Here is a 12,475-nt window from a genome sequence, read left to right as displayed (position 1 = left end):
GCTATGCGACGTTCCGCATTCTTCATCCGGTTCATCGGTGTCGGTGTTCTGTTTCACGTCTATGTCGGCTGGCGGCTCATTCCGGCAGCGCCCGTCGGCATGCCGGTCAAGGTGCTCGCGGCTGCGTGGCTTGTCGCGTCGCTGATTCTGATTCCGCTCGGGATGATGGCGCGCAACATCGAGGCGCAGCCGCTTTCCGACCGTCTCGCGTGGTGCGGCCTCACCGCGATGGGCTTCTTCTCGTCGCTGCTGTTGTTGACGTTCGCACGCGATGTCCTGCTCTTGTGCGTTCATCTCGCCGACTGGTTGCGCGGCGCGCCCATCGGTTCGCCCTCGCTCGTCGCCGAGAGCGCGCTCGCCGTGCCGATTCTGGCCATCCTGCTATCCGCGATCGGCTTCTACAACGCCCGCAAGCGCGCGCCGATCGTCACCGTCGACGTGCCGATCGCCAATCTGCCCGCCGCGCTCGACGGCTTCACCATCGTGCAGATCAGCGACATCCACGTCGGCCCGACGATCAAGCGGCCTTACGTGGAGCGCATCGTCGCAGCGGTGAACGGCCTCGCGCCGGACGTTATCGCGGTGACGGGCGATGTCGTCGACGGCGCCGTGGCGCATCTCGCGGATCACACGCGCCCGCTCGCCGGCTTGAGCGCGCGGCACGGCGCATTTCTCGTGACGGGCAACCACGAGTATTACTCGGGCGCGGACAAGTGGATCGCGGAGTTTCGTCGGCTCGGGCTGAAGGTGCTGCTGAATCAGCATGTGGTGGTGGATCATGATGGCGCGCAGGCCGTAATCGCGGGCGTCACCGATTACAGCGCGGGCAGCTTCGACCCGGCGCACCGCAGCGATCCGGCGAAGGCACTCGACGGCGCACCGGCCGATGCGCTCGTGCGCGTCTTGCTCGCGCACCAGCCGCGTACCGCGCCGGCGGCGGCGGAAGCGGGCTTCACGTTGCAGCTTTCGGGACACACGCACGGCGGCCAGTTCCTGCCGTGGAACTTCTTCGTGCGCCTCCAGCAACCGTTCGTCGCTGGACTCGTGAAGTTCAACGGGCTCTGGGTCTATACGAGTCGCGGGACGGGATACTGGGGCCCGCCGAAACGGCTCGGCGCGCCGTCCGAGATCACGCGCGTGCGGCTGGTGCCCGCGACCGCGTAGATGGGAGGAAGTGGACGCGCGTCGATGTCGCGCGTCCGGCGCTCAGGGAAAGCGCGACGTCCGGACACGGGAACGAACGGACGCCCTCCGTCGGCGAGCGGGATCCCTGCCGACGAAGTAGCGACAACGTAAAGAAGTGCCGGATCATCGGCCACTCGATATTTCTTAATATGCCGACCGGCGCGCGGCGGCTCTTGTCGATTGTCAGGGAGTGCGAACTTTTTTTGCCCCGGGTGGCGAAGCAACGCATAGGCACAACAAGACACGCCTCGCGATTGCCGCCGACAACATCTCACGTCGCCTGAAAGACGAGCGCCGCGCCGTTGATGCAATAGCGCAAGCCTGTTGGATTCGGGCCGTCGTCGAACACATGGCCCAGGTGACCGCCGCAACGCCGGCAATGCACTTCGTTCGGCAACGGTATCGACGCGGTGCTCGCATGCGTCGCCACCGCGCCGTCCAGCGGCACCCAGAAGCTCGGCCAGCCGGTTCCGCTTTCGAATTTCGTCTCAGACGAAAAGAGCGGCAATCCGCAGCCCGCGCACGCGAACGTTCCCCTGCGGCTTTCTTCGAGAAGCGGACTCGAAAACGGCGGCTCGGTCGCCCCACGCCGCAACACGCGATACTGCCGCGCGGACAAGCGCCGGCGCCAGTGCGTGCGGCTGTGCTCGACCTCGAACTCAGGAATGCCGCTGGCCCGCGTGGCGGCCATCCCCTGCCGCCACGGCGCAATGCCGCCCGCCAGCGTCGCGGCCATCGCGCCAAGGAAATTTCGTTTCGTGCGTCTGATGATTTTCATCGAATGAACGCCTCCTCCTTTCCCGTCGCGTGGCGCCGCTCTTTGCTACGCCTTCAGTCGATACCCGGTCTTGAAGATCCACGCGACGATGGCGATGAAGATTGCCAGGAACACGAGCGTCATCGCAAGGCTTGTGCCGACTTGCACGTCCGCGAGGCCATAGAAGCTCCAGCGGAATCCGCTGATGAGATAGACGACGGGATTGAACAGCGCGACCGTCTTCCAGAACGGCGGAAGGATATTGATCGAATAGAAGCTGCCGCCGAGAAACGTGAGCGGCGTCACGATCAGAAGTGGAATGATCTGTAGTTTCTCGAAGCCGTCGGCCCATATTCCGATGATGAAACCGAGCAGGCTGAAAGTCACCGAGGTCAGCAACAGGAACAAAATCATCCATATTGGATGATCGATGCGCAGCGGCACGAAAAGCCGAGCCGTGGCAAGAATGATGAGGCCGAGAATGATCGACTTCGTGGCCGCCGCGCCGACGTAGCTGATGACCAGCTCCATATACGACACCGGCGCGGACAGCAGTTCGTAGATGGTGCCGGTAAAGCGCGGAAAGTAGATGCCGAACGACGCATTCGCGATGCTCTGCGTGAGCAGCGACAACATGACGAGCCCCGGCACGATGAACGCGCCGTAGCTGATGCCGTCCACTTCCGGAATGCGAGTGCCGATGGCAGCGCCGAACACGACGAAGTAAAGCGATGTGGAGATGACCGGCGACACGATGCTTTGCATCAACGTTCGTCCGGCGCGCGCCATCTCGAAGCGGTAGATTGCACGAACTGCGTGTAGATTCATTTGGCGTCCCTGACGAGGCTCACGAAGATATCTTCCAGCGAGCTTTGCGTCGTTTGCAGATCCCTGAAGCGCACGCCGGCTTCGTCGACATGGCGCAAGAGCGCGATAATGCGCCCCGGCTCGTCGTGCGCGTCATACGTATAAGTGAGTTCCGTGCCGCTCGCCGACAGCGTGAGACCGTACGGCGCGAGCGGCGCGGGAACGGCGGCGAGCGGTTGCTCCAGTTGCAGCGTGAGATTCTTCTGCCCGAGCTTGCGCATCAGTTCGGCTTTTTCTTCGACGAGCACGATCTCGCCGCGATTGATGACGCCGATGCGGTCGGCCATCTCCTCCGCTTCCTCGATGTAATGCGTCGTCAGAATGATGGTGACGCCCTTCTCCTTCAGCGCCCGCACGAGATTCCACATATCGCGGCGCAGTTCGACGTCCACGCCGGCTGTCGGCTCGTCGAGAAAGAGAATGTCCGGCTCGTGCGAGAGCGCCTTGGCAATCAGCACGCGCCGTTTCATGCCGCCGGAGAGCGTCATGATCTTGTTGTCCTTCTTGCTCCACAGCGACAGTGACTTCAAGACACGCTCGATGTGCGCGGGATTCGGCGCGCGCCCGAACAGTCCTCGGCTGAACGATACGGTGGCCCACACGGTCTCGAACGCGTCGGTCGTGAGTTCTTGCGGCACGAGCCCGATCATCGCGCGGGCGGCGCGGTAGTCGGTGACGATATCGTGACCCGCGACGGTGACCTGCCCCTGGCTCGCTCTCACAATGCCGCAGACGGTGGAGATGAGCGTCGTCTTGCCTGCCCCGTTCGGACCGAGCAGCGCAAAAATTTCGCCGCGCCGGATCTCCAGGTTCACGTCCTTGAGCGCAGAAAATCCCGACGCGTAGGTCTTGGAGAGATTGGAAATAGTGATGATGTTCGGCATGGCGTGGACGATAGCAGATACCGCGCGATTCGGCATGAACCAAGGGGTCGTCCGAATGGCCGATGTTCGGCGCGCCGGGCGATGCCTACAATGTGTCCGCCAAAGCCAGGGAGCCGACATGTTTTTCGAACAGATTGAGACCGCCTGCCTCAACGACGCGGACGTGCCGTGGGTGCCGTTCACGCCCTACAGCGAGCATGTGATGGTGAAGTACTTCAAGCTGGACGCGATTCGCGGCGAGACCATCGCGCTATTGAAAGCGCCGGCCAAAGGCGAGATGCCGCGCCACCGGCATACCGGCACGGTCATCGTCTATACGGTGCAAGGACGCTGGAAGTATCGCGAGCACGACTGGGTCGCCGAGACAGGCAGCATCGTGTATGAAACCGCCGGATCGAGTCACACGCCGGAAGCCGTCGCGCCGCAGCCGGGCGCGCCGGACATCATCACGCTGAACATCATTCACGGCGAACTCGTGTTCGTCGACGAGAACGGGCGCGCGCTCGCCACGGAGAACTGGCGCAGCGGCTGGGATCGATACGTGGGCTATTGCCGCGCGCATGGCCTGACGCCGAAAGATTTGACGGCGTTCGGCTAGCGCGCGGGCCGTTGCATCAAGGCTTCGCGAAGAGCGCGTCGAGCGCGTCCGAATAGGCGCGCACGTTGGCTTCGTGCAGCGGGTCGAGCGTCCGCAGAAACGCCTGCGCGGTCGCGCGGTAAGCATCGAGATTCGCGTCGTGTTGCTCGAACGCCGTGCGCAACGCGCGGCCGCCGTCTTCGCAGTCGAAACCGTGATAGCGGTAGCCGCACGCCCCGATGAGATGCGAGTTGTGAATCAGCGGATAGCCGCCGTGAAGCGCCTCGTAATACAGATAATTCTGCGCGTTCTCCCAGTGATGACTGACCACCGCATCGACTTCACGCGGCACGATCTGCGCAAACGGAAAGCGCGCTTCGAATGAAGCGAGGTTATGCCTGACCACGTCGAGACTGCGCGCGAACTCGACGAACGTCGGCTGCTCTTTCAGCTTCGCGGTGCCGTAGACGCGCACGGCGTCGATTACGTTCGGATCGGCGCGATGTGCGCACTCGCAACTGAGCAGCGGCACGTAGCTCGTCTTCACCATCGAGACATTCGGTTCGAAGATGCCGATGCGCCAGCGCCGCTTGCCCGGCTGATAACCGAACGCGAGGCCATCGGGCAGATTGCGCGCGTCCTGTTCGAGAAGCATCGGGCTCCAGATGTGCGGCACGATGGTGACCGGCGCGCGGCCGAGCGCCTGAAAGTACGGTTTGCACGACTTCTCGTACTCGGGCAGCGTCCACACGGCATCGTAGGGCACTTGCGGCACGAGTCCCGCTGGCGGCAACGAGAAGATCATGCGCTCGATATCGAGCACGTAGTCATTGCCGACGCGCATCGACACGATCTTCCCGCCGCGCTCGCGAAACCTGAGCACCCAGTCGCGCTGAAGCTGCGCGTGCAGCTCGATCATGACATCGAGACGACCGAGCGCCGATTCCGGCTCGATGATCGGCGCGGGCGCATCGGCCATGAAGCGTTTCGCGTCCTCGCGCGTGCCGTCCCCGCTCGCGACGATGTACACCGCGTCCACGCGCGGCGAGCGTGCCAGCAGTTGAATGAGGAACAGCGCGTTCTGCGCGATGCCGCTCTCGAACATGGACTGTCCGCCTGCGCGGACATACACGGACACGCCTACGCGCAGGCGGCGCGGCGTTTTTTTGCTGGCGGTGTTGATGGAGCTCATCGCGCGGCGCTCCGGTTCGGTCGGTTCCAAAGATGCATCAGACGATGCGCGTAAGCGTCGAGATTGGCCGGATTGAACGGATTCACGGCGTCGATCACGCGATTCGCGCGCGCCCGGTATTCGTCGAGCGCGGCGTCGTGCTCGCGCAGCGCGCGCAACAACTGACGCGCGCCTTCCTGAACGTCGAAGTCGGGATAGTAGTAGCCCGCGTCTGCAAGCCACGGCGAGTTGTGGATCAGCGGATAGCCGCCGTACAGCGCATCGAGGTAAAGATAATTCTGGTCGTTGGCCCATTGATGCGACACGATCGCGTCGCCGTGCATCGCCATGAAGCTCACGACATCGTGCCGGCCCTCGAAAAGCGCGCGATGATCCCGCACGAGGTCGAGCGAATTCGCCATGTGCAGAAGCGTCGGGTGTTCCTTCATGTGGACGGTGTTGAGCGCGATCATGGACGCGACACTACCGCTCTCGGCGCGATACGCCTCTTCGCAGATCAGCATGGGAATGGCCGAGGCTTTCTGCACCGAGATGTTCGGTTCGAGGATTCCGACGCGCAGCCCCTGCGCGCCCGCCTCCGCCCGCGTGCGGTAACCGTAGTCGTAGCCGTGTTGCGCGACATGCGCGATGCGCGCCTGCAAGAACTGCGGATGCCAGATATAGGGCACCTCGAACACGTCGCAGCGATGCACCGTGCGCATGATCGGCGCGGACGGCGCGTCCTTCGACAGCAGCCAGACTTCGTCGCAGCGGTCGGGGCGCGACATGTGGCTCGGCTTCTCGAACACGGCGGGTTCGACGAGTCCGAGATACGGCTGACCCACCACATAAAACACGACCTTGCGCCCGCGCGCGCGCATCAGGTCGAGCCAGCCGACATCGAGCGCGCCGCCAGCTCGATCACAACATCGACGGCATCGGTGGCCTCGCGAGTGCCGATCACGCGCAGCTTCTTGCCGGCCACGTCGACGTCCTGCGGCATGGCCGACAGCGCGCCGACATCGATCAGGACGACGGACGAAACGAACGGCAGACGCTGAAACAGTTCCGCGAGAAAGACGATGTTCTGGCCCATCCCGTTGGACCAAATGCTTTGTCCTTCGTAACTCGCCATCGAAATGCCGATTCTCATTGACACCACTTTCAAGACTCCGAAAAGACGCTGCCGGACGTCCGGCGAGGCAAGCACGACACAGCGCCGTTGCGCAAGACCGGCGCGGCTTCGAAAGTTGATTCAGGACAATGACCGAAACGCGGAAAAAATCGAAGCGACGCGACGGGGCGAATCAAGGGCCGCGCATTCTATCAACTGCTCCGCGGCCGTCGTTTGATGAACTGAGTGTAGGTCAAAGATTAGGAAATATCGCATGGTCAAGGCGTGGCTCGACGCTGCTGTTTAGAATCAGCGTGGGCGCACGAATCAACTATCCCAACGCATCACGAACAGGAGAAATGCAGGATGAACATTCAGACCGTCGGTATCGTCGGGGCAGGAACGATGGGCAACGGCATCGCGCAGGTCGCGGCCGTCGCGGGCTTCGACGTCGTGATGATCGACGTCACCGACGCGGCGCTCGCCAAGGGCGTCGCCACGCTGACCGCGAGCCTCGAACGCCTCGTCGCGAAGGACAAGCTCGACGCCGCCACGCGCGACGCGGCCATCGCGCGCATCGAGACGTCCACGGACTATGCGCGGCTTTCTAAAGCGGACATCGTGATCGAAGCAGCGACCGAGAACGTCGAGCTCAAGCATCGCATTCTCGGACAAATCGAGGCGGCGGCGCGCCCGGACGCGATCATCGCATCGAACACGTCGTCCATTTCGATTACCGCGCTCGCCGCGACGCTCGCGCATCCGGAGCGCTTCATCGGCATGCACTTCTTTAATCCGGTGCCGCTGTTGCAACTCGTGGAAGTGATCCGCGGCGTGCAGACGAGCGACGAAACGGTGGCCGCCGTGCGCGAACTCACCGAGAAGCTCGACAAGTCGCCGATCGGCGTGCGTAATTCGCCCGGCTTCGTCGTCAATCGCGTGCTCGTGCCGATGATCAACGAGGCGTTTTTCGTGCTGTACGAAGGCGTGGCAACGGCCGAGGAGATCGACACGGGCATGAAACTCGGCGCGAATCACCCGATCGGCCCGCTCGCGCTCGCGGATCTGATCGGCCTCGACGTGTGCCTCTCCGTGATGGACGTCTTCCTGAAAGACTTCGGCGATTCCAAATACCGCGCGTGCCCGTTGCTGCGCGAACTCGTCGCCGCAGGGCACCTCGGACGCAAGACCAAGCGCGGCGTGTACCGCTACGATTGAGCGTTCGGGCGGCGGCGCGCCATGCATCGGATACCGTATGATCGCGGTCTTCCGCTGCAAGGCGCTTGCTTGCGCCACCGCTTTGGCTTATTCCTTAGCGGATGCGCCAATCCCGCGCTCTCGAATCGTCCCGACACCTACGCATCATGCAAATCTCTCCCAACGGGCAGCCGAACCTGAATCCGCGACAGCCGGTCGACATCGCCCGCATTCTGCTCGTGATCGCTATTCTTTCGGCGCTCGCGGCCGGCAGCCTTTTCATTCTGCGTCCGTTTCTGCCGGGTCTCATCTGGGCGACCACGATCGTCGTCGCCACGTGGCCGCTGATGCTCGCGGTGCAGCGTCGCTGCGGCAATCGCCGCTGGATTGCGACCACGGTCATGCTGCTCGGGCTGCTGATCGTGATCGTGCTGCCGCTCTATCAGGCGATCAGCACGCTCGCGCTGCATGGCGGCGAGATCATGTCCGCGATCAAGAGCCTGCCGACGTACGCGCTGCCGCCGCCGCCCGCCTGGGTCCACGACGTTCCGCTCGTCGGGCAGCGCGTCTCGACCGAATGGCAATCGCTTTCCGACGCCGGCCCCGGCGGCATGCTCGCGAAGCTCGAGCCTTACGTGACCATCGCGGCGCGCTGGATGCTCTCGCACGCGGCGGTCGTCGGCGTGTTCGTCATGCACATGGTCATCACCATCATCATCGCCGGGATTCTGTACACGCGCGGCGAGGCGGCGGGCAGCTTCGTGGTGCGCTTCGCGACGCGCGTCGCGGCGCAGCGCGGCGCCGAGGCCGTCAAGCTCGCGGGGCTCGCCGTGCGGGCGGTGGCACTCGGCATTGTGGTGACGGCGGTCACGCAGTCGGCGCTCGGCGGAATCGGTCTGTGGATCGCCGGGGTGCCGGCCGCCGGCGTGATCACGGCGGTCATGCTCATGCTCTGTCTCGCGCAAATCGGCCCGCTTCTGCCGCTGCTCGGCGGCGTCGCATGGCTTTTCTGGCACGGCTCGCACGTCGCGGCGGCTTTGTTACTGGTGTGGTCGCTCATGATCGCGATGCTCGACAACTTCCTGCGTCCGCTGCTGATTCAGCGCGGCGTCAATCTGTCGATGCTGCTCATTCTGTCCGGCGTACTGGGCGGCATGTTCGCATTCGGAATAGTCGGATTATTCATCGGGCCCGTTATTCTTGCGGTGACGTCCACCATTTTGAATGCGTGGATTAACGAACAGCCGTCCATGCCTCAAGTCGACGCAATCGCCAACGAAGATATCGCCCGCGCCGCGCCGGAAAAGGGTTTGCCGGACGCGTCGCGGCCGCGCCCGTGATTATCTCAAAACATGTCTTTTTACAGAATCAGACAGAAGTATCGGATTAATTCCAAATGTGTCTTAGGAGTGTGACTAAAAACGCTGTTGCGCCTTACAGCACACGGCGTTTCGCGCGGAATCGACGGCACACATCCGTTACAATGCGGGTCTTTGATACTTGCCCGCTGAAGGGCGTAGGGGAATGACCATGTCTTTGCGCGACGTGGACGCCATCGATTACATCGGAATCAATATTCTGTTCAAGCAGGTATATGTTGGCCTTTTCGACGAACTCGACTGGCAAGACGAAGAACTGCATCAGGATTTACTGACGAAGAAAATCGACCGCTACACCCGATATATCCGGTCGGGTAAATTACTACTGAATTATCCGAAAGTCCGGGGTTATGAAATCGTGATCGAATACGTTTCGATGCACGCCATGCCCCCGTCCGCCGCCGCGTTCTGGAGAACGCGCGAGAGCCTTATTCGCAGCGCGGGCTTCGCCGTCCGCACGCGTGGCGTCGATGTGCGCCGTTCGCTCGGGCTCAAAGCCGAGGAACCGGCGCAAGTCGTGGTGGCCGAAGAAGTCGAAGAACTCGTCGAGCCGCCTGCGCTGGAAGTCCTCGACCCGGAGCCGCGCATGCATCTGGCGGAGAGCGCCGAAATCGCTTTTTTGCCGCCGCTGGTATCGCAGCAGCGTCGCGCGCATACGCTCCCGATTCTCACCCGCTTGTCGCTGCGGCGTTCGGCTTCGATGTAGTCGTTGAAAAGAGCTAACGAAACGAAAAGGCGAGGCCCCGTGCCTCGCCTTTTTTCGTTCGCGATACCGCCGCTTACTTGCCCATGCCGAGCGCGGAACTCGCAATGGACGGCACCGAGATGCCGTTCGTCTTGGCGTACTGCACCGCCTGCGTCAACGTTTGCACGAGCGATTGCAGTTGCCCCGGCGCCGACTGCGCGATGTAACTGGCCGCCTGCGCCGTCGCCGGGTTCGATCCCGCCTGCAGTAGCGACGACACATTCATCGTGTCCTTCACCGCGCCCAGGTCCGACTGAAGACCCGCATACTGCTTCACGCCCTGCCCCAACGACGCCAGTCCGTCCGTGAACGTCTGCTTGCTCGCAGCGGTCGGCGGCGTTGCCGACTTGTTCGCAAACGCCTGCATCAGCGATTGCGAGACGCTCTGCTGCGTGCCGCCGAGTTGCGACAACATGCTGGTGCTCGGCGCGCCGCCGTTCGTCGCGCTCGACAACATGCCCGCCGCCGACTGCGCCTGACTCGCGACGCTCGACATGCCCATCGCCGATGCGAGACTCGACTGCCCGCTCAACACTTGCTGGTTCGCGCCGAGATAGTTCTGCACGAGCGAGCCGAGCGCGGACGGCTGCGCCGCGCTATCGCCGCCCTGCGCCGACGACTCCGACTTGTTGCCGAAGCCGAATTGCTGGAGATTGATTTGTGCGTAAGACGCGGCCGGCGTCGCGAGCGCGCCTGCGAGAGCCGTTGCAAAAAGCGCGATCCGTAGCGACCGATTCGACATGATCGGGTTCCTCCTTCAAATGTTCCGACGTGAATGAGCCGTTTCGACCAGCGGCCTTCCCGACGGTTCGCGGCGCGCTGCTCCGCGTTACATTTGCTTGCCAATTCCTCCGACCGACGATGCAACGCCCCGCCCGATCATTTCGCGGTATCGGCCACGCCCGACTGCCGCAGTTCGGGGAAATCGTCCTCCCAGAATTCGAATGCGCCGCGCGCGCCGTCCTGCGCGCGGGCCGCTTCCTGTCGCCGCAAATCGACGCGCCGGATTTTGCCGGAGATCGTCTTCGGCAATTCGGCGAATTCGATGCGCCGGATGCGCTTGTACGGCGCCAGCCGCTCGCGCGAGAACGCGAAGACGCTGCGCGCGAGGTCCGGGCCCATCGTGAAGCCGTGTCGCAGCGTGACGAACGCTTTCGGCACCGAAAGCCGCAGCGGATCGGGACTCGGCACGACGGCGGCCTCGGCAATCGCTTCGTGTTCGATCAGCACGCTCTCCAGTTCGAACGGGCTCAGACGGTAATCGGAAGACTTGAACACGTCGTCGGCGCGGCCGACATAGGTGAAATAGCCGTCCGCGCCGCACGCCGCGACGTCCGACGTGCGATAGAAGCCGCCGCGCATCGCGTTCTCGGTGGCGGCGGGGTTGTCCGCGTAACCGGTCATCAGACCGAGCGGCGGCGGATCGAGCGAAAGCGCAATCTCGCCTTCGTCGGCGCGATTGCCTTCCGGATCGAGCAGCACCACGCGATACCCCGGCAGCGGACGTCCCATCGACCCGGGCACGAGCCGCTGGCCCGGCGAGTTGGCGATCTGCGCGGTGGTTTCCGTCTGCCCGTAGCCATCGCGGATCGGCACGCCCCACGCTGCCTGCACGCGCTCGACGACCTCGGGATTCAACGGCTCGCCCGCCCCGACGATCTCGCGCAGCTTCACCTTGTACGACGCCAGCGGTTCCTGCACGAGCATGCGCCACACGGTCGGCGGCGCGCAAAGCGTGGTGACGTCGTGCGTCACGAGCACGTTCAGCGTGCGCGCGGCGTCGAAGCGGCTGAAGTTGTAGATGAACACGCACGCCTGCGCATTCCACGGCGCGAAGAAGCAGCTCCACGCGTGCTTCGCCCAGCCGGGCGAGCTGATGTTCCAGTGCACGTCGCCGGGTTGCAGGCCGATCCAGTACATCGTCGAAAGGTGGCCGACCGGATAGCTTTCGTGCGTATGCGCGACGAGCTTCGGCTTCGACGTGGTGCCCGATGTGAAGTACAACAGATACGGATCGCTCGCCTTGGTTTCGGCGTCCGCGTGAAAATCGGGCGATGCGTCGTACCCCGCGTCGTAACCGAGCCAGCCGTCGCGCGCGCCGCCGACGGACATCCGCAGTCCGCGCAAGTCGATGCCGTCGAACTTGTGCGTCTCGCTCGCATCCACGATGACGTGATCCACGCGCCCGAGCGCGATGCGATCGCGCAGATCGCCGCTCGCAAGCTGCGTCGTCGCGGGCAACACGATTGCGCCGAGCTTCATCGCGGCGAGCATCGTTTCCCACAACTCGACGCGATTGGGCAGCATCAGCAGAATGCGCTCGCCGCGCTTCACGCCGATTGCGCGCAGGTGATTCGCGACGCGCGCCGACCGCTCGCTCATCTCCGCGAAGCTGAGGCGCGTTTCATCGCCGCTTTCATCCACGATGCGAAGCGCAGGCGCGTCGTTGCCGCGCGCCATCGGATCGAAATAATCGATCGCCCAGTTGAAGCGGTCGAGCACGGGCCATTTGAACTCGCGGTACGCGGTGTCGTAGTCGGTACGGTGACGCAGCAGAAAGTCTCTCGCTTCGATAAACGGCCGGGCTCGATTCATGGCG

Annotated in this window: 11 protein-coding genes and 1 pseudogene; 5 read left to right on the top strand and 7 right to left on the bottom strand. The window is 63.4% G+C overall.

Going from position 1 to position 12,475, the window contains the following annotated elements:
• The first annotated feature begins 3 nt into the window (after positions 1-3).
• Positions 4-1,164, top strand: a complete 1,161-nt coding sequence (locus HWX53_RS12125; protein ID WP_175941072.1) for a metallophosphoesterase — start codon at positions 4-6, stop codon at positions 1,162-1,164.
• 292 nt (positions 1,165-1,456) lie between these two features.
• Here the strand turns inward: HWX53_RS12125 and msrB are convergent, their stop codons facing one another.
• The 3 genes from msrB to HWX53_RS12110 are packed head-to-tail and all read right to left on the bottom strand — an operon-like array spanning position 1,457 to position 3,693.
• A complete protein-coding gene (msrB, locus tag HWX53_RS12120; RefSeq protein WP_175941071.1) occupies positions 1,457-1,963 on the bottom strand; it encodes a peptide-methionine (R)-S-oxide reductase MsrB in 507 nt (168 codons plus the stop codon).
• A 45-nt stretch (positions 1,964-2,008) separates the two neighbouring features.
• Positions 2,009-2,770, bottom strand: coding sequence for an ABC transporter permease (locus HWX53_RS12115; protein ID WP_175941070.1), 762 nt, complete (start codon positions 2,768-2,770; stop codon positions 2,009-2,011).
• Positions 2,767-3,693, bottom strand: a complete 927-nt coding sequence (locus HWX53_RS12110) for an ABC transporter ATP-binding protein (RefSeq protein ID WP_175941069.1) — start codon at positions 3,691-3,693, stop codon at positions 2,767-2,769. Before HWX53_RS12110 ends, HWX53_RS12115 begins: the two co-directional genes overlap by 4 nt.
• A gap of 118 nt (positions 3,694-3,811) precedes the next feature.
• Here HWX53_RS12110 and HWX53_RS12105 point away from each other — a divergent pair, with 118 nt between their 5' ends.
• On the top strand, positions 3,812-4,291 hold the full coding sequence (locus HWX53_RS12105; protein ID WP_175941068.1) for a 2,4'-dihydroxyacetophenone dioxygenase family protein: 480 nt from the start codon (positions 3,812-3,814) through the stop codon (positions 4,289-4,291).
• A gap of 16 nt (positions 4,292-4,307) precedes the next feature.
• Here HWX53_RS12105 and HWX53_RS12100 read toward each other — a convergent pair whose 3' ends face one another.
• Positions 4,308-5,462, bottom strand: a complete 1,155-nt coding sequence (locus HWX53_RS12100) for a DUF2827 domain-containing protein (RefSeq protein ID WP_175941067.1) — start codon at positions 5,460-5,462, stop codon at positions 4,308-4,310.
• Positions 5,459-6,537, bottom strand: a pseudogene (locus HWX53_RS12095) (DUF2827 domain-containing protein). Before HWX53_RS12095 ends, HWX53_RS12100 begins: the two are co-directional and overlap by 4 nt.
• A gap of 384 nt (positions 6,538-6,921) precedes the next feature.
• Between HWX53_RS12095 and HWX53_RS12090 the strand changes: the two are divergent.
• From HWX53_RS12090 to HWX53_RS12080, 3 genes are all read left to right on the top strand, one after another.
• Entirely contained in the window at positions 6,922-7,773 is an 852-nt protein-coding gene (locus tag HWX53_RS12090) for a 3-hydroxybutyryl-CoA dehydrogenase (protein ID WP_175941066.1), read from the top strand.
• A gap of 146 nt (positions 7,774-7,919) precedes the next feature.
• Complete coding sequence (gene ydiK / locus HWX53_RS12085) at positions 7,920-9,092, top strand: AI-2E family transporter YdiK (RefSeq protein ID WP_175941065.1); 1,173 nt, start codon at positions 7,920-7,922, stop codon at positions 9,090-9,092.
• A 184-nt stretch (positions 9,093-9,276) separates the two neighbouring features.
• Positions 9,277-9,837: a DUF6572 domain-containing protein gene (locus HWX53_RS12080; RefSeq protein WP_241269974.1), complete on the top strand. Its 561-nt coding sequence runs from the start codon at positions 9,277-9,279 to the stop codon at positions 9,835-9,837.
• Between the two features lie 73 nt (positions 9,838-9,910).
• Here HWX53_RS12080 and HWX53_RS12075 read toward each other — a convergent pair whose 3' ends face one another.
• Positions 9,911-10,618 carry a hypothetical protein gene (locus HWX53_RS12075; RefSeq protein WP_175941064.1) on the bottom strand — a complete coding sequence of 236 codons (708 nt, stop codon included), beginning with the start codon at positions 10,616-10,618 and terminating at the stop codon, positions 9,911-9,913.
• 137 nt (positions 10,619-10,755) lie between these two features.
• Complete coding sequence (locus HWX53_RS12070) at positions 10,756-12,471, bottom strand: AMP-binding protein (protein WP_175941063.1); 1,716 nt, start codon at positions 12,469-12,471, stop codon at positions 10,756-10,758.
• Between the last annotated feature and the right edge of the window lie 4 nt (positions 12,472-12,475).

This window comes from Caballeronia sp. BCC1704 (assembly GCF_902833455.1).
Taxonomy (GTDB): Bacteria; Pseudomonadota; Gammaproteobacteria; order Burkholderiales; family Burkholderiaceae; genus Caballeronia.
The sequence above is the reverse complement of the archived record's forward strand: the minus strand, read 5'-3'. Positions and strand labels throughout refer to the sequence as shown.

What these genes read in the sequence shown, in the direction of transcription:
- HWX53_RS12075 (WP_175941064.1), bottom strand. Translation starts at nt 10,618, where the DNA reads ATGTCGAATCGGTCGCTACGGATCGCGCTTTTTGCAACGGCTCTCGCA.
- HWX53_RS12100 (WP_175941067.1), bottom strand. Translation starts at nt 5,462, where the DNA reads ATGAGCTCCATCAACACCGCCAGCAAAAAAACGCCGCGCCGCCTGCGC.
- msrB (WP_175941071.1), bottom strand. Translation starts at nt 1,963, where the DNA reads ATGAAAATCATCAGACGCACGAAACGAAATTTCCTTGGCGCGATGGCC.
- ydiK (WP_175941065.1), top strand. Translation starts at nt 7,920, where the DNA reads ATGCAAATCTCTCCCAACGGGCAGCCGAACCTGAATCCGCGACAGCCG.
- HWX53_RS12115 (WP_175941070.1), bottom strand. Translation starts at nt 2,770, where the DNA reads ATGAATCTACACGCAGTTCGTGCAATCTACCGCTTCGAGATGGCGCGC.
- HWX53_RS12110 (WP_175941069.1), bottom strand. Translation starts at nt 3,693, where the DNA reads ATGCCGAACATCATCACTATTTCCAATCTCTCCAAGACCTACGCGTCG.
- HWX53_RS12125 (WP_175941072.1), top strand. Translation starts at nt 4, where the DNA reads ATGCGACGTTCCGCATTCTTCATCCGGTTCATCGGTGTCGGTGTTCTG.
- HWX53_RS12105 (WP_175941068.1), top strand. Translation starts at nt 3,812, where the DNA reads ATGTTTTTCGAACAGATTGAGACCGCCTGCCTCAACGACGCGGACGTG.
- HWX53_RS12090 (WP_175941066.1), top strand. Translation starts at nt 6,922, where the DNA reads ATGAACATTCAGACCGTCGGTATCGTCGGGGCAGGAACGATGGGCAAC.
- HWX53_RS12080 (WP_241269974.1), top strand. Translation starts at nt 9,277, where the DNA reads ATGACCATGTCTTTGCGCGACGTGGACGCCATCGATTACATCGGAATC.
- HWX53_RS12070 (WP_175941063.1), bottom strand. Translation starts at nt 12,471, where the DNA reads ATGAATCGAGCCCGGCCGTTTATCGAAGCGAGAGACTTTCTGCTGCGT.